This is a genomic window from Pseudorhodoplanes sp. (genome assembly GCF_050250235.1).
Classification (GTDB): Bacteria; Pseudomonadota; Alphaproteobacteria; order Rhizobiales; family Xanthobacteraceae; genus Pseudorhodoplanes.
In genome coordinates this window covers 1-15,467 of the sequence record NZ_JBFWPA010000051.1, presented here as the reverse complement: position 1 = coordinate 15,467, position 15,467 = coordinate 1, and the positions used below count along the sequence as shown (strand labels likewise).

Here is a 15,467-nt window from a genome sequence, read left to right as displayed (position 1 = left end):
ATTCTGCTGCGGCTTGCCGGGTGCGATATAGGGCCATTCGAACCGCGTCTCTTGCGACCAGCGGCAAGATCGCCATGTCGGCGATTCCAGGCAAGGCGCGGTGCTCGCACGGCGCAGCCAGCGGTTGATTGCCTTTTTCGTCTTCCAGGACCGACGGAAAACGTGCGGACAGCGCCGTCTCGTGTGGTAGCACTCGCCCGCCGGTCTCAGTTCGACAAGAACAATGGAAGTAAAGAACCAATATGAAATTCTGCATGCATCTCAGTACCCGCATTCAAGACAAACGCGACGAACTTCCGCTCATCAACTGCCTGACCGACCTGGCCCTTGATGCAGATGCCAGCGGATTCACTGCGATCTCCCTGACGGAGCACCACCTCCACGAGAACCAGGGCTATCAGAATTCGCTTCTGTTCGCTTCCGCGCTCGCACCCCGGCTGCAGCAGGCCACGCTTGTTCTCGCCACCGTGAATCCGGCGATACACCATCCGGTGCGGCTCGTGGAGTCGTGCAATCTGATCGACCAGCTGAACGCCGGACGGCTGGTCGTCGTTTTCGGCTCGGGATTCAAGGATACCGACCTGGTGGCCTTCGGGCGCGACCTCACCCAGCGCAACGCACTGTACGAGCAGGGCATCCGCACGGCCCTCGATGTCTGGGATTATGACGGTTCCGGCGGACCGCTCGAATTCGCGGTCGGCACGGATCGAGGAAGACTCGACGTCGCTGTGAACCCGTCGTCGTACCGCAAACCACGCCCCATCCTGGCGCGCGCGACTCTGTTGAACCCCGCTGCGATTGCGGATGCCGCGGCGCGCGGATGGCCGCTATTCACGGCGATCAAGGACCTCGCCACCGCGCGTGAGCAGATGGCCGCCTATCATATCGCACTCGAGGCTTCCGGCCATGACCCGGAGACGATCGCGCTGGCCAGGCAATGGACGGGGGTGGGGAAAGCGGTTCACGTCGCGGACACCGACGAACAGGCCAGGTCGGAGGCCGAGGCCTACTTCATCAAGAACCCCAGCGGGGCGATCGCCCGCAACGCCGATGACATGATCTGCGGCAGCCCGGACACGGTCGCGCGCGTGATGGGCGCGTTTTCGGATGCTGGCGTGGGCCTGATGATGTGCGGGTTCCTCATCGATCTCGAAAACCTGTCGCAGCTTCATCGAAGCGTCGGCCTGTTCAAGGAAGCGGTCATGCCAAGGGTGGCGTGAGGTGCGGCAACGCAAGCGGTCGTGACGCACCTGACGAAGTCCGGCCTTGGCGAAAGCCCAGCGTGCAGGCTTGTTGTGCTATCGCACAACGGCCTGTGTCACATGCCTGAGCGCATCGAGCAGATAGGGACGGAAACCTGGATAATTTTCCATCATCGGGAAATGGCCGATCCGCTTCATCACCTGGAAATGCGCTCCGGGAACGGCATGCGCCACCGCTTCGGTCATCGCCGGAGTGCAGGAATAATCGTATTCGCCAGTGAGCAGCGCCACCTTGCAGCGCGCGGTATCGATGCGAGCGAGGTCGTCGCGGCCGTCCCAGTCGTTGCTGTAGAAATGGATGTCGCCCTGATAGACGCCGGGGCCGGACTGGCTGTAGATCCACCAGTTCTCGCGCCGGCTCGGCTCCGGACTGTAGGGTGAGTTCAGCCCATAGGTATAACTCGCGCAGAGTTCACCGCCGTTGATTGCGGGATGGTGGAGGAACTCGCTGTAGCGGCCCGGGCTGTGCGCCGAGGCTTCAAGGCCGATGACGCCCGTCAGTTCGTCCGGATATTCGGCGGCAAGCCTGAGCACGATGGCGCCGCCCATCGAGCAGCCGAGCAGCACCGGCCGCGCAAGTCCGAGCGCGCGCCAGACTCCATGGACGATCGCGACATAGGACTCCGTCGTCAGGCGATAGCGCCTGAGCCACCAGCCTTCCGGCGGATTCGAGCGCCCGTGCCAGGGCAGGTCGAAGGCAAACACATGGAAACGCTCGGTCACCTCCGGATCGGTGAGCAAATGCCGGAATTGCCGGCTGTCGGCACCAGCGGTGTGCAGGCAGAGCAGCGGGATGCCGCGCCCGGCCTGCTCGACATAGATGCGATAGCGCTCCCCATTGAGGTCGAACGAAAAATACTTGCCGGCAATCGGCTCGAACTCGGTCATGCCGGAAGTCCTGTGTCGCGCATGATATTCATCATGCGGTGGAGCGCGCGCGCATTCTGCATGACGATCAGGCTGTCGCCCTCCAGCGTGAAGTCGGGAACACGCATCAGCATGGCGAAGAAATCATGGTAGAGCGGCGGCGGGTCCGGACTGAGGAACTTGCGCCAGACCTCCACCGGTGCCCGCAGCCCGAACGGTGTGCGCAGGTCGAACTGCTTTCCCTCGACCATATCGACGATCTTGCCGCCTTCGAGTCGCAGGACGTGACGCGCGTCTCCGAAGGTCACCGCAAAGTTGAGCGTGAGCCAGCGGCCGATTGCTTCCATCTCCGGATCGGCATTCACGCGCGCGCGGTAGCGCGCAATCCAGTCCGCGCCGGGAAAATCGTCCATTGCCTAGTCCAGAACCTGGGTCACCTGCCGATAGCGATTCGGCGTGATCCCGGTATGCTCGCGAAAGAAGCGGGTGAAGTGACTCTGCACCTTGAATCCGAGATTGTCGGAAACCTGGCCGATCCGGAATTGACCGGATGTAAGTGCATTGAAAGCCTGCTCCATTTTCACGACCTTCACATAGCCGTGCGGCGTGAGCCCGGTGCTTTCCTTGAACCTTTCGAAGAAATGGGGGACCGAAAGGCCCGATATCGCGGCCAGCTCGGCGGTATTCAAATGATCGCCCGGATGCTCGCGGATATACTGAATGGTGCGCCGGATACGGAAGTCGGCGGTACGGACAGCATTCTGGTGTTCGCTGAGGTTCGTCGCCCGCATCGTCATCTCGCCGACCAGTTGTTCCAGTATCGGCTGTTCGACGGCGAAATCGTGCAGCATGTGACCGACGAAGCGATTGACCAGCCGCTTCAGTTCGGTCGTGCGCGGCACGCAATGCTGCTCGAAGCGCAGTTCGCGGCGGGGTGAGCGCAGGTCGGTCAGCCAGGCGGGATCGAGGAAGAAGGCAAGCAGAAATGCCGGTCCGTCCTGCGAGCCGACATAGCTGTGTGGTTCCCAGGCATTGATCAGCACCACCGTCTCGGACGTGAGCGGCAGGTTGCGACCGCAAACCCCCATCGCGCCATCGCTGCCGCCGATCTTGACAATGATGTGCGGCTGCGGGTGCGCGTGCGCCACCAATGGATGGCACATTTCGAGCAGCACAACGCGACCGAACAGGCCGTGATAGATGCGGTTGCGGTTCATCATCCTCCCGGAATCCATTCCGGACGTCGCGCAAACTCTGCCGAAAAATTTGCGCGTTCTCCTGTTACTTCTTTCGGTCACGGTAGCACGCATGGCGGCGAAATGGTCAGCAAACAGCGGTTTTTTGCAGCGCACACAAAGACAGATGGGCGCAGTTCAAAAAATCCGAGTGACAGGTAAATTTCCCAAGCCCGCGGCAATGCGATTGCCGCGCGAACAGCCGCTAATTGTCGCGCCGCCTTGCCGGCTCCAGTAAAATCAGGCCGGCTCCCAAAAAAAACAATGGAGGACGATCTTGCCCGCAGCGCTACCCCTTTTGCCCACGACCGTCGTTGGAAGCTACGCCCTGCCATCCTGGATCTATGCGGCGGACGACTGGATGCAGCGAGGGCTGTACGGTCCGATCGACACCGCGGAAACGTTCAACGACGCGGTCGATCGTGCCATCCAGGATCAGGAAGAGGCGGGGATCGACATCATCTCCGACGGCGAGATGCGCCGACGCGGCTTCGTCCAGGGCTTCGCTCACAAGATTTCCGGGCTGAAGAATGTCGGCGCGCCGCGCAAGGTGGGCGAATCCGGCATCGACCAGGAGCCGGTCTACGAGACCGTCGGGCCCGTAACGGTCGCAAACGGAATCGGGATTGTCGAGGAATTCGAATATCTGCGGGACCATACCCGGAAGCCGACCAAGGTGGCGGTCCCCGGCGCATTCGCAATAACCGCCTGGTACAAGCCGGTCGAGCATTACAAGGATCGCACCGAGCTGGCCTGGGCCTTCGTTCCGGCGCTGAAGGATGAAATCCGCCGGCTCGCCGCAGCCGGTGCAAAATTCATCCAGATCGACGAGCCGATCATTCCCGGCTATGGCGCCGACCATCACACGCCGGGCGATCTCACGGGCATGTTCAATGAATGCATCGCGGGCGTGAGCGGGGTGAAATTCGCGATGCATGTCTGCTTCGGCACGCACAAGAAGATCGCATATGCAAAGCGAACCTATGCGCCGTTCTTTCCTGAAATGCTCGATGCCAAGGCGGATCAGTTTGTGCTCGAATTCGCCAATCGGGAAATGTCGGAAATCGAGCGGTTGAAGGACTGGCTGTCGGACCGCGATCTGGTCGCGGGCGTGGTCGATGTGCGAAATCACTATATCGAGACCCCGGAAGACGTGGCGGAGCGCATCCGGGCCTTGCTGAAACACTTTCCGGCCGAACGGCTCTATCTCAGCCCGGATTGTGGTATGCGACGCGTGATCCGCTACCGCGCGCGGGAGAAGCTGAATTCGCTCGTGGAGGGCGCCCGCATCGTACGGCGGGAACTGACCGGAAAGGCGGACTGACCGGACTGAAGACAAGCGGAAAACGAAACATGGCCGGCGCAGTCCGAAACCGCGACCGGCCGAATGAACAAGGACCAGGGAGGATTGCGATGACAATGACAAGAATGAAGATCGGGCTCGCCGCGGCCTTTGTCGCTCTGTCGGGCGGCTTTGCGGCAGCACAGGACTTCGTGGTCGGCATGAGCGGCGCCATGACCGGCCCGACCGCCTCCACCTATGCGCCGACCGTCGATGCGATGCGGATCTACTTCGACCGCGTGAACCGCCTTGGCGGCATCAACGGCCACAAGGTGAAATTCATCGCGCTTGACGATCAGGGCTCGCCCTCCCGCGCGGCGACCAACGTCCGCCGCTTCCTGACGCAGGACAACGTGCAGGTGCTGGTCGGGGCAGGTCCTTCAGCCACCATCGCGCCGATGATCACGGAATCGGAGCGCGCCGGCGTGCCGCTGGTCTTTGCCGGTTCGGTCTGTCCGCAGGAATCCTATCCGCCGACGCCGAAGGAAACCGTGTTCTGCACCACCTCCTTCGGCGTGTCGCACGACAACCGCGCGATGATCAATTTCATCAACGAGAAATACGGCAACAAGTTCAAGATCGCCTTCGCCGCGATGGCGATCCCGGTTTCGCGCACCGGCATCGACATCGCCGAGGCGCGTGCCAAGGAGCTTGGCATGACCTCGGTCGGCCAGCAGGTGATCCCGCCGGCGACGCCCGATTACACGCCGTTCGCGACCAAGCTTCTGGAGGGTCAGCCGGACTGGGGCTTCTCCTGGGCACCGTGGATCGTGCAGGTCAAGTCATTCGAGGCGATGCGGCGGCTCGGATGGAAGGGCCGCTTCATGACCTGGGCTCATATCGAGGCGGAGAACGAGATGGCGCGCCTGAAGGATCCGGGTCTGGTGCTGATCGGCGCCAACGCGCTGTTCAGCGAGAACCTGCCGATTCATCAGGAGATCGCCAAGGAGCTTGAGACCGCCAAGTCGCAGTATCCGGTCAACCAGATGGGCGAGGGCTGGGTCGCCGGCATGGTCATCGAAGCGGCGCTCAGGGCGGCGGGCAAACCCGATCCCAAGGCGATCACTGCGGCGATGAAGAACCTCAAGGTCGACACCAAGGGCCTGCGCGGGGGTCCGCTGGAATGGACGCCCGACAACCATTTCCGCACCAAGCAGCATTATCGCTTCTACGCCTGGGACGCGGGCAAGGACCGGATGGACACGATCTCGGACTGGATCACCTACGACATCAAGTAACACCGGCCATGCGCAATGCGGGGGCGGCGCTTGCGCCGTCCCCGCTGTTTTTGAGGCGCCGGAATTGATAAGCTGAGGCAACAAGGAGCCAGTCATGCCGCGCTTCAAGGACTTCACGCCCCACGGCGTCATCCCCGCGACGCTGCTCGCTTTCGATGAGGATTTCTCGATCAACGAGCAGGAGACGCGGCGGCATCTGTCGTTCGTGGCGGCGACGCGCGGCATCAGCGCCATCACCATCAACGGCCACGCCTCCGAGGTGCATGCCTGCAGCTTCGAGGAGCAGCAGCGGCTGCTCGACATTGCCGGCTCGGAGATCGGCGACCGGCTGCCGTTGATCGGCGGCGTCTATGCCGACGGCAGTCACGAAGCGGCGAAGCATGCGAAGATGCATGAGCGCGGCGGCGCCTCGGCACTTCTCTGCTTTCCCCCGAACAGTCTCGGAATGGGTGGCGTGCAGAAGCGGCCGGAAATGGCCTTCGCGCATTTCAACACGATCGCGGCCGCGACCGATCTGCCCCTGATTGTCTTTCAGTATGCCAACGAGCTCGCCTACGATCTCGACACGCTGGTGAAACTCTCCGAGACCATCCCCGCGATCAAGGCGGTCAAGGACTGGTCGCCCGCGCAGCGTCACGAGCGCAACATTCGCGTGCTGCAGAGCTTGCCGCGGCCGGTAAATCTGCTGAGCACCAATTCCGCCTGGCTGATGTCGTCGCTGGCGATGGGCGCGAACGGGCTCCTTTCAGGCGCGGGTTCCGTAATCGCCGACCTGCAGGTCGCCTTGTTCGAAGCCGTGCAGGCCGACGATTTCGTGCTCGCCAAGGCGCTGGCCGAACGGGTCTGGCGCACCAGCGAAGCGTTCTATTCCGACCCATTCGCCGACATGCATAACCGCATGAAGGTGGCGCTGGTGGCGATCGGACGGCTCGACAAGGCAGTGGTGCGTCCGCCGCTGGTCAAGCTTGGCGCGACCGAAATCGCAACGATTGCGCAAGCGATGCGCGCCGCAGGCATCGAGCGCGACGGGGCAATCGGCCTGCACAAGATGACGATGGCCGCGGAATGACGCCAGAGGCGATGGTGCGTGCCGCAAGTCAGGCGAGCGCACTTAAGTACCTTACTTAGGGAGCGCTCGCATATCCCGGGCCATAAGTGGCTGCTGGCTATTCATTTTCTGACCGTCAGCAAGAAGGGGTATGTCGGCGCATCAGCTGCACCGCATTCTCGGTATTGCGTACAAGTCTGCGTGGTTTCTGGGTCACCGTGTCCGTGAGCCGATGACCGACATGTCGCCCGCTGGCATGGGCGCGCTGGGCATCAAGTGAAAGCTGCCGAAGCTAATTTTGGTACTACGCAAAGCAATACCGCAAAGGCCACGTGCGCAAGTCTGGCGTGGTCATGCTGGTCAATCCAGAGACTGGCGAGGCCGCGCATTTCAGGTCGAAACCGCCACGGCAGAGGTTGGCCGCGAAACCCTCTAATTGAGCGCCAACGCGGGCACGACTAGCCCTTGCTTTAGGCGGCATCAAAAGGCAATTCGCTAAGCGGCTTTGGCTTGGCGCGCACGCCGCGTTTTGCGGGACTCTTAGCCTTTCTTGCTTTAGCCTTCCCTTCATGTCGGCATGAGGCTTTGGGGGCGCTGTTAAAAGATTGCCCAGAACGCGTTTGAATCCAGAACTTTCGTTGGGGCAGTTTTTTCCATGACTGATAGCGCCGCCTTGAAGATTGATCGCGCCTCAAACTATATCAGTCAACTTTCGGAACTTTTCAAGAAAAGCCCGCCTTTCGAGGTTGTCGTCAAGACAAATGTAATATCGCGAGACCGTTATCTTCGGGCCAAAGCTAACGTAGCTGTCATAGACGAGGCGGCCCTTATATGTGGGGATGTCATCCATAATCTGCGAACGGCTATTGACCACGCGTACTGGGATATCATCTCCCCGCACGTTACCGAAAAAAACGAGAGAAGGAAAATCCAATTCCCATTCGGAGAAAAGCGGAGCGGATTTAAGCGTGCCATGAAGACGCGATATGCAGCGCTTGGAGGATTCGATTTCGTCTGTGGGCTGGTCAGTCTGCGCCCGTATCTGGAAGATGGAGGGAACAAGCTTCTCCACCTCATTCATGAGCTTGACGCCGTTGACAAACATCAACTGCTGTTGCCAACGGTAAGCGTGACAAAAGTGACCGTAGATTTGATCCGAAAACACTGCGCCGACTTCCCTGCACGTATGCAGGGGCCAGGTGTCATTGGCTTACACGGGCCCAATGCCGGTTTTAGATGGCACGCCAATATTCTTACACGGGAGGAACTTGGTGAAATTATTCCCCCCACACTCACTATCTTCGAAAGAAAACTGGATATCCCCGTTGATGTAATTTTCGATGTTAGCAAGGGCCAATACAGCGGCGAGGTAATTCCATTGCTCAACGAGATGACTAATGTCACCAGAGAAGTCGTAGCCATCATCCGACGCCCCGCCGGGCGATAAGTCATGGTCGCTCGAAAACGGCCAACCTCATTGGTTGGCACCCACACACGCCGCGCTTCGTCGACACGAGTTTCCTGCCTTCGGGGACGCGATCTGCGAGTTCCTGCGAGCACGCGGATCAGCGCGCTTCAGGCATCCAGGACGCTTGGGTGGACCGGCTTGAACGTCAGTATGTGGGCCCGCAAAGTCGTGATGAAGCTCGACAGCGCCAAGGGCAGGTGAGCGGTGCGCACATGCGCATAGCCTAGTCCGATGCTCCAGAACGAGCCCTTGATGCGCAACCGGGTCAGTCCGCGCGCGCGCGCTTCATCGAGCACGAGGGCTGGCACGCTGGCGAGATAGTCGGAGCGCGCCAGCATCGCGAACAGGATTTCCAGATCGTTGGTCTCGAAGCCGATATGCGGCAGATCGAGTTCGCTCGCGGCGAAATAGGCGCCGATCCGGCCGCGTGCGAGTTCGTCGCTGGAGAACGTCGCCCACGAATAGTCGTGCAGATCCTTTGGCGTCAGCGTGCCGCGATCGGCCAGCGGATGCGATTGCGAGGCGATGACGATGTTGGCGATCTCCAGCAGTCGTTCGGACTTCAGTGTCGGATGGCGGGGAAATTCGATCGCCGTGCAGATCAGGTCGAGGTCGCCCCGCAGCAATGCTGCGACATTGGAATCCATGCTGTCGACCGTGACGCGTACGCAGACATTTGGCCGCTGCTCGCGGAATGCCGCGAGCGCGTTCGGCAGATAGCCGATGGCGCTGACGCCGGTGCCGATCCGCAGCGTCCCGGTCTCGCCGCTCTTCAGCGCGGCCATTTCCGAGTCGATATGGGCGAATTCCTGTTCGATCAGTCGCGCGCGCTCCGCCAGCATGTGCCCGAAGGGCGTGAGTTCGAAGCTCTTCGAACCGCGCTCGATCAGCTTGACGCCGAAGCGCTCCTCGATCTGCTGCACGCTGCGCGTCAGCGCCGGCTGCGTCATGTGGAGCTTCTCGGCGGCGGCGGTGAAGCTCTTGAGTTCGACCACCGCCAGAAACTGGCGCAGCTGCCGGAAGTCTATCTGCATTCCTCATTCCCCGGTCGCCCGGACGGTAGGCGGTCTGCGCCATAAATCCAAGGCATGACGAAATGCCAGACCGGCATTGGACCCGGCAGGGCGGCGTCCTCCAAATGACGCTCGAAGCGAAGCGGACGCGCCGGATGAATGAGCGCGTCGCAGGGGAGAGACAATGCCGGGCGTTCGCGAGCCGCAGACCGGGCTTGAATTCTACGACCTCAGCCACCCCTGGGGTTTCGGCATTCCGGTGTGGCCGGGCTACGAGGGCGTGCGGTTCGAGCAGGGCGCCTATCACGCGCGGCACGGCACGCTGACCCAGCGCTTCGCCACCGTGATGCATGCGTCGACCCATGTGAATGCGCCGCTCCATCTCGTGCCGATGGCCAAGGGCGTGGCCGAGATCGCGCTGGATCGCTTCTTCGGGCCTGGCCGCGTGGTCTCGATCCCGAAGGGAAAATGGGAGCTGATCGAGGCCGAGGACCTGCAGCGTGCCGCGCCCGATCTGCCGCCGGATGAAATCCTGCTGATCGACACCGGCTGGCATCGCCGCTGGTCGGACAGCTATGGCTATTTCGGGGAAGCACCCGGCCTGTCGCCCTCCGCCGCGGCCTGGCTGATCGAGCGCAAGGTCAAGCTGGTCGGCGTCGATCTGCCGGCGATCGATCATCCGCTCGCCACCTCGCTCGGGCTGCATCGCAACGGCCCGATCGACAAGCGCGTGGTCGAGAATTTCAAACGTGAGACCGGCAAGAATCCGAAGGCCGCCTTTCCGGACTGGAATCCGGCGCACCGCATGCTGCTCGCAGCCGGCATCCCGACCATCGAAGAGCTTGGCGGAGACATCGCAGAACTCGCGGGCCGCAAGGCGCTGATCTGCGCCTTTCCGTGGCGCTGGGTCGGCGGCGATGCCTCGATCGTCCGCGTGGTTGCGATGGTGCAGCCGGACGATGAGGGCGCGGGCCAGTCAAAAGCGCCAACGCTGCACGATCTCACCCATCCCTGGGGCCACGCCGTGCCGTTCTGGCCGGGCAAGAATCCGATCCACGACTTCCGGCGGCTTTACTATCATGCGCGCGACGGCATGGCGGTGCAGCATGTCACCACGGTCATGCATCGCGGTACGCACATGGATGCGCCCATCCATGTGCTTGAGAACACACCCGATATCGCGCAATTCGAGCTGTGGCGCTTTTTCGGGACCGGTGTTGCGGTGTCGATCCCGAAGGGGAAGTGGGAGGTCATCACCGCGCAGGATCTCGAAAATGCGAGGCCCCGCATCGAGCCGGGCGACATCGTGATGATCAACACCGGTTCGCATCGCAGCTACGGCGACAACCCGTATTATCACGCCTATTCGCCCGGTCTCTACAAGGAAGCGGCCGAATGGCTGGTGGCGCGCGGCGTGAAAATGGTCGGCATCGACGTCCAGGCCCTCGATCATCCGCTCGGCACCTATCTCGCGCCACATGGTCCCGGTCCGAACCAGCCGCATCTCAACGATGAATATCGCGCGCAGACCGGCCGCGACATCCTCGACGATTTCCCGCTCTGGGAACCGGCGCACAAGATCATGCTGAGCAACGGCATTCCCGGCATCGAGAATGTCGGCGGCGCGCTCGATGCGGTGACCGGCAAGCGCTGCACTTTCGCGGCCTTTCCGTGGCGCTGGACCGGGGGCGACGGATCGGGGGTGCGCGTGGTCGCGATCGAGGAGGCCGCATGAGCCCGCTATTCGACCTGTCCGGCCGCTCGATCGTGATCACCGGCGCGACCGGCGCGCTCGGCCGCACCGCGGCGATCACGCTCGCAGGCCTCGGCGCGAAGCTCACGCTGGCCGCGGGGTCGAAGGACGATCTCGACGACGTCGGCGCGAAGATAAAGGAGCGTGGCGGCGCATGCCGGCTGATCGCGCGCCGGCCGGATACGCTCGCGGATTCGGAGGCGATCGCCGCCGAAGCGCTCGATACCTATGGCCGGATTGACGGTCTTCTGGTCGCCTCCGGTACCAACATCCCGAAGATGATCGGCGAGATGGCGCCCGAGGAATGGGAGCAGGTGATGGACGCCAATGTCCGCGGCTCCTGGCTGATGTGCAAGAGCGCGGGCAAGCCGATGATCGCGCAGGGGCGGGGCGGCAAAGTGGTGCTCGTTTCCTCGGTGCGCGGCCGCCTTGGCACGCCGCGCGGCTATTCGGCCTATTGCCCGTCCAAGAGCGCGGTCGACGGGCTGACGCGCGCGCTCGCCACCGAATGGGGCCAGCACAGGATCACTGTAAATGCGATCGGCCCGACCGTGTTCCGGTCCAAGCTCACCGCCTGGATGTTCGACGACGATCCGAAGGCCTCGGCCTCGCGCGTGCAGTCGCTGCCGCGGATCCCGCTTGGGAGGCTTGGCGAGCCCGAGGACCTGATGGGCATCATCGTCTATCTGCTGGCTCCGGCCTCGGATTTCTGCACCGGGCAGGTGATCTATGTCGACGGCGGCTACACGGCGGGGTGATGCGATGACCATGCTAGCGAAGAAAGAGAAGATTGCGGTGGTCGGGGCCGGCCTGATGGGTCATGGCATTGCGCAGGTGTTCGCCGATGCCGGTCATCCGGTCGCGATCTACGATCCCGATGCCGCCGCTCTTGCGCGAGTGCCGGAGCGGGTGCGCGAGATTTTTCGGCTGCTCGATGCCGATCCGTCGCCGGTCGATCACATCTCGCTGCATGAGCGGCTCGAGAATGCGGTTGCCGGAGCGCAATTCGTGATCGAAGCCGGGCCGGAGCGCGTGCCGATCAAGCAGGAGATTTTCGCGACCCTCGACGCGCTGACGGGACCGGACGTCATTCTCGCCAGCAACACCTCGGCGATCCCGATTCGCGAACTGGCCGCGAAGGCCGCGCGACGCAATCGCATCCTCGGCGCGCATTTCTGGAACCCGCCGCATTTCGTGTCGCTGGTCGAGGTGATACAGTCCGATGCCACCGACATCAAATTCGTCCAGCGCGCCATGAAACTGCTGGCCGATGCCGGCATGTCGCCGGTGCATGTGAAGCGCGACATTCCTGGTTTCATCGGCAACCGCCTGCAGCACGCGCTGAAGCGCGAGGCGATCGCGCTGGTCGCCAACGGCGTCTGCGACGCCGAGACGCTGGACAAGGTCGTGACCGAGGGCTTCGGTTCACGGCTTGGCGTGCTTGGCCCGCTCGAACAATCCGACATGGTCGGCCTGAGCCTGACGCTCGACGCGCACCGCGTGCTGATCGCCGATCTTGACCGGACGCCGGGGCCGCATCCGCTGCTGGAAGCCAAAGTGTCGGCGGGGACCACCGGCATGGCCGTCGGCGAGGGCTTCCGGCGCTGGACGCCGGAGCAGGCGACGGCGGTTCGCAAGCGCTTCCAGGAGCATCTTGCGAGCGAAGCGCGCAAGCGGCGCGCCGCGCGCAAGGCGAAGGCGCAGGCCTGATGGCGCTCGATCCCGGCACATTGGAGATGCTGCTCGACGGCGTTCGCCGCTTCGTCGAGAACGAATGCGTCCCGCTCGAACGCGAGATCGCGGAAACCGACGAGGTTCCGGAGAGCCTGATCGCGCAGATGCGCGAACTTGGATTGTTCGGCTTCGCCATTCCGCAGGATTACGGCGGCCTCGGCCTCGGGATGGAAGAAGAGGTGTTGCTGGTATTCGAACTGTCGAAAACCTCACCCGCCATCCGCTCGGTGGTCGGCACCAATAACGGCATCGGCGCGCAGGCGCTGGTGCTCGCGGGCACCGAAGCGCAGAAGAGGCGTCACCTGCCGCGTCTGGCCGCCGGCGAGATCATCGGCTCGTTTGCGCTGACCGAACCGGAGGCCGGCTCTGACGCGGCGTCGCTTCGCACCAGCGCCGTGCAGGACGGCGACGGCTTCGTTCTCAACGGCACCAAGCGCTTCATCACCAACGGACCTCATGCCGGGCTGTTCACCGTATTCGCGCGGAGCGAACCGGGCACGCCCGGCGCAGACGGAATTTCCGCTTTTCTGGTCGAGGCGCCTCGTGCGGGCCTGACGCGCGGCAAGCCTGAACGCAAGATGGGGCAGCAGGGCGCGCATGTCTGCGACATCGTGTTCGAAAACTGCAGGGTGGACGTCTCGACGCTCCTGGGCGGCATCCGCGGCCATGGCTTCAGGACGGCGATGCAGGTCATCGATCGCGGCCGCTTGCATGTTGCCGCGGTCTGCGTCGGCATCGCCGAGCGGCTGATCGCGGAAGGTGTGCGTTATGCGCTGGAGCGCAAGCAATTTGGCCGTGCGATTGCCGAGTTTCAGCTTGTGCAGGCGATGCTTGCCGATTCCAGGGCCGAGGCATTGGCCGCGCGCAGCATGGTGATCGAGACGGCGCGGCGCCGCGATCAGGGCGCGCCGATCGCCGCGGAAGCTGCCTGTTGCAAGATGTTCGCAAGCGAGATGGTCGGACGTGTCGCCGATCGCGTCGTCCAGATTTTCGGCGGCGCCGGCTATATCGCAGATTACGGCATCGAACGCTTCTACCGCGACGTGCGGCTGTTCCGGCTTTACGAAGGCACGACCCAAATCCAGCAACTCGTCATCGCGCGCCACATGCTGCAGGAGGGACGTGCGGCATCGGCCTGACTCGGCAGACAAGACAACAATTGGGAAAGGAGACGTACATGACACTCAGGATCGTCTTGAAATACGCCGTACCCGCCTTGCTCGGCGCCGGATTGCTGGCGCAGGCCGCTCCTGCACAGGCGCAGGCGACCAAGCTGAAGTTCAGCACCATGGAATCGCCGAACGATCCGTTCGTTGCCTGCTTCACCATGCCACTGCTCAACGAACTGAAGGCTGCCAGCGGCGGCCGGATCGACTTCGAAACCTATATGGGCGGCACCGCCTTTGCGCATCCGCTCAAGCAATATGAGCAGGTCGCACGAGGCGTGATGGACATATCGCAAGGGGTGCTCAGCTACACCCCCGGCCAGTTCGCTTTGACCGAAGTGGTCACAATGCCGTTTCTGGTCGACGACGCGCGCGCCGCTTCGGTCGCAGTAAACAAGCTGGCGCCCAAACATCTCGCGGATGAATTCAAGGACATTCATCTGATGGCCGTGCTGGTGACGCCACCGCTTTATGTTCACATGCGCGGCGACGCCAGGAGCCTCGACGATCTCAAGGGCAAACGGGTGCGTGCCACGGGCATTGGCGCGACAAATCTTTTGAAGGGCCTCGGCGTCACCCCGGTTGCGATGCCGGCACCTGCTGTCTACGAAAATCTGCAGAAGGGAGTGGTCGACGGCGCCCTGGCCGAGTTCACGGCGCTGCAGGCGTTCCGCATCGGCGAGGTAACGAAGACCCATCTGCTGGCCAATGCCAGTTCGGCCCTTCTGTTCATCGGCATGAACAAGGACAGGCTTGCCGCGCTGCCAAAGGACATCCAGGACGCTGTGCGCACGAAATTCTCCGGCCCGGCCGTTGGCGAACGCGCCGCGATGTGCTGGCAGAAACTCGGACAGCAGGTCGCGGACAAGCTCAAGGCCGAGGGACATACCTTCGTCGCCTTCACGCCGGCGGATCGTGCCAAGGTGGCGCCGGTCGCGAAGTCGGTGACGGACGAATACATTGCCGGCCTCGAGGCCAAGGGCAAGAAGGCGCGCGACTTCTATGACGCGCTGCAAAAGGAAATGTCGCTCGTCGGCAAGCCGGCCGGCAACTGACCCCTGCATGAGCACGGAGACGTCGCGATGACTCCGATGACGATCGGCCTGCTGGGCGTCATCGGATTGATGGTCATCGCGGCGCTTCGCGCGCCAATCGGGCTGGCGCTGATCATTGCCGGGTTCTTGGGGCTATGGGTGCTTCATGGCTCCAATACTGCGTTATTCGTGCTGGCCAACGCGCCGATCACGGTGCTGTCGAGCTATACGCTGTCGGTGCTCCCGCTGTTTATCCTGATGGGCAGTGTCGCGGTAAAGGGAGGGCTCGCGGAGGCGCTCTACCGCG

Annotated in this window: 15 protein-coding genes and 1 pseudogene; 12 read left to right on the top strand and 4 right to left on the bottom strand. The window is 62.6% G+C overall.

Features of this window, described 5'->3' with window-relative positions; translation table 11 throughout:
* Positions 1-254: 254 nt before the first annotated feature.
* Positions 255-1,220 (top strand): LLM class flavin-dependent oxidoreductase, encoded by a 966-nt coding sequence (locus AB7F49_RS21015; protein ID WP_428525913.1) that lies wholly within the window; start codon positions 255-257, stop codon positions 1,218-1,220.
* 78 nt (positions 1,221-1,298) lie between these two features.
* Here the strand turns inward: AB7F49_RS21015 and AB7F49_RS21010 are convergent, their stop codons facing one another.
* Genes AB7F49_RS21010 through AB7F49_RS21000 form a run of 3 tightly spaced genes read right to left on the bottom strand, consistent with a single transcriptional unit; the run spans position 1,299 to position 3,349 of the window.
* Entirely contained in the window at positions 1,299-2,150 is an 852-nt protein-coding gene (locus tag AB7F49_RS21010; RefSeq protein WP_428525911.1) for an alpha/beta fold hydrolase, read from the bottom strand.
* Positions 2,147-2,542 carry a hypothetical protein gene (locus AB7F49_RS21005; protein WP_428525909.1) on the bottom strand — a complete coding sequence of 132 codons (396 nt, stop codon included), beginning with the start codon at positions 2,540-2,542 and terminating at the stop codon, positions 2,147-2,149. The genes AB7F49_RS21010 and AB7F49_RS21005 overlap by 4 nt, the downstream gene beginning before the upstream one ends.
* Positions 2,543-2,545: 3 nt before the next feature.
* Entirely contained in the window at positions 2,546-3,349 is an 804-nt protein-coding gene (locus AB7F49_RS21000; RefSeq protein WP_428525908.1) for a helix-turn-helix transcriptional regulator, read from the bottom strand.
* A 292-nt stretch (positions 3,350-3,641) separates the two neighbouring features.
* On the opposite strand from AB7F49_RS21000, the gene AB7F49_RS20995 reads away from it, so the two are divergent.
* The 5 genes and pseudogenes from AB7F49_RS20995 to AB7F49_RS20975 all read left to right on the top strand — a co-directional run bounded on the left by AB7F49_RS20995 (position 3,642) and on the right by AB7F49_RS20975 (position 8,439).
* The gene (locus AB7F49_RS20995; RefSeq protein WP_428525906.1) at positions 3,642-4,688 is read left to right on the top strand and encodes a hypothetical protein; all 1,047 of its coding nucleotides are present in this window, start codon (positions 3,642-3,644) and stop codon (positions 4,686-4,688) included.
* 89 nt (positions 4,689-4,777) lie between these two features.
* The gene (locus AB7F49_RS20990; RefSeq protein WP_428525904.1) at positions 4,778-5,944 is read left to right on the top strand and encodes an ABC transporter substrate-binding protein; all 1,167 of its coding nucleotides are present in this window, start codon (positions 4,778-4,780) and stop codon (positions 5,942-5,944) included.
* Between the two features lie 94 nt (positions 5,945-6,038).
* Complete coding sequence (locus AB7F49_RS20985; RefSeq protein ID WP_428525902.1) at positions 6,039-7,013, top strand: dihydrodipicolinate synthase family protein; 975 nt, start codon at positions 6,039-6,041, stop codon at positions 7,011-7,013.
* A gap of 60 nt (positions 7,014-7,073) precedes the next feature.
* Positions 7,074-7,233, top strand: a pseudogene (locus tag AB7F49_RS20980) (IS1595 family transposase); the annotation flags it as partial.
* Between the two features lie 414 nt (positions 7,234-7,647).
* Positions 7,648-8,439, top strand: a complete 792-nt coding sequence (locus AB7F49_RS20975; protein ID WP_428525900.1) for a hypothetical protein — start codon at positions 7,648-7,650, stop codon at positions 8,437-8,439.
* Positions 8,440-8,567: 128 nt separating this feature from the next.
* On the opposite strand, the gene AB7F49_RS20970 is transcribed toward AB7F49_RS20975, so the two are convergent.
* A complete protein-coding gene (locus AB7F49_RS20970) occupies positions 8,568-9,494 on the bottom strand; it encodes a LysR family transcriptional regulator (RefSeq protein WP_428525898.1) in 927 nt (308 codons plus the stop codon).
* A 163-nt stretch (positions 9,495-9,657) separates the two neighbouring features.
* Here AB7F49_RS20970 and AB7F49_RS20965 point away from each other — a divergent pair, with 163 nt between their 5' ends.
* From AB7F49_RS20965 to AB7F49_RS20940, 6 genes are all read left to right on the top strand, one after another.
* Entirely contained in the window at positions 9,658-11,208 is a 1,551-nt protein-coding gene (locus AB7F49_RS20965; RefSeq protein WP_428525896.1) for a cyclase family protein, read from the top strand.
* Complete coding sequence (locus AB7F49_RS20960; RefSeq protein ID WP_428525894.1) at positions 11,205-11,984, top strand: SDR family NAD(P)-dependent oxidoreductase; 780 nt, start codon at positions 11,205-11,207, stop codon at positions 11,982-11,984. The genes AB7F49_RS20965 and AB7F49_RS20960 overlap by 4 nt, the downstream gene beginning before the upstream one ends.
* A 4-nt stretch (positions 11,985-11,988) precedes the next feature.
* Positions 11,989-12,936, top strand: a complete 948-nt coding sequence (locus AB7F49_RS20955) for a 3-hydroxyacyl-CoA dehydrogenase family protein (protein WP_428525893.1) — start codon at positions 11,989-11,991, stop codon at positions 12,934-12,936.
* Complete coding sequence (locus AB7F49_RS20950) at positions 12,936-14,099, top strand: acyl-CoA dehydrogenase family protein (RefSeq protein ID WP_428525891.1); 1,164 nt, start codon at positions 12,936-12,938, stop codon at positions 14,097-14,099. Before AB7F49_RS20955 ends, AB7F49_RS20950 begins: the two co-directional genes overlap by 1 nt.
* Before the next feature lie 38 nt (positions 14,100-14,137).
* Positions 14,138-15,181 carry a TRAP transporter substrate-binding protein gene (locus tag AB7F49_RS20945; protein ID WP_428525889.1) on the top strand — a complete coding sequence of 348 codons (1,044 nt, stop codon included), beginning with the start codon at positions 14,138-14,140 and terminating at the stop codon, positions 15,179-15,181.
* Between the two features lie 27 nt (positions 15,182-15,208).
* Positions 15,209-15,467 (top strand): TRAP transporter large permease subunit (locus AB7F49_RS20940; RefSeq protein WP_428525887.1); only part of this gene is annotated, 259 nt, incomplete at its 3' end.

What these genes read in the sequence shown, in the direction of transcription:
- AB7F49_RS20975 (WP_428525900.1), top strand. Translation starts at nt 7,648, where the DNA reads ATGACTGATAGCGCCGCCTTGAAGATTGATCGCGCCTCAAACTATATC.
- AB7F49_RS20950 (WP_428525891.1), top strand. Translation starts at nt 12,936, where the DNA reads ATGGCGCTCGATCCCGGCACATTGGAGATGCTGCTCGACGGCGTTCGC.
- AB7F49_RS21015 (WP_428525913.1), top strand. Translation starts at nt 255, where the DNA reads ATGCATCTCAGTACCCGCATTCAAGACAAACGCGACGAACTTCCGCTC.
- AB7F49_RS21000 (WP_428525908.1), bottom strand. Translation starts at nt 3,349, where the DNA reads ATGATGAACCGCAACCGCATCTATCACGGCCTGTTCGGTCGCGTTGTG.
- AB7F49_RS20985 (WP_428525902.1), top strand. Translation starts at nt 6,039, where the DNA reads ATGCCGCGCTTCAAGGACTTCACGCCCCACGGCGTCATCCCCGCGACG.
- AB7F49_RS20945 (WP_428525889.1), top strand. Translation starts at nt 14,138, where the DNA reads ATGACACTCAGGATCGTCTTGAAATACGCCGTACCCGCCTTGCTCGGC.
- AB7F49_RS20990 (WP_428525904.1), top strand. Translation starts at nt 4,778, where the DNA reads ATGACAATGACAAGAATGAAGATCGGGCTCGCCGCGGCCTTTGTCGCT.
- AB7F49_RS21005 (WP_428525909.1), bottom strand. Translation starts at nt 2,542, where the DNA reads ATGGACGATTTTCCCGGCGCGGACTGGATTGCGCGCTACCGCGCGCGC.
- AB7F49_RS20965 (WP_428525896.1), top strand. Translation starts at nt 9,658, where the DNA reads ATGCCGGGCGTTCGCGAGCCGCAGACCGGGCTTGAATTCTACGACCTC.
- AB7F49_RS20955 (WP_428525893.1), top strand. Translation starts at nt 11,989, where the DNA reads ATGACCATGCTAGCGAAGAAAGAGAAGATTGCGGTGGTCGGGGCCGGC.
- AB7F49_RS21010 (WP_428525911.1), bottom strand. Translation starts at nt 2,150, where the DNA reads ATGACCGAGTTCGAGCCGATTGCCGGCAAGTATTTTTCGTTCGACCTC.
- AB7F49_RS20970 (WP_428525898.1), bottom strand. Translation starts at nt 9,494, where the DNA reads ATGCAGATAGACTTCCGGCAGCTGCGCCAGTTTCTGGCGGTGGTCGAA.
- AB7F49_RS20960 (WP_428525894.1), top strand. Translation starts at nt 11,205, where the DNA reads ATGAGCCCGCTATTCGACCTGTCCGGCCGCTCGATCGTGATCACCGGC.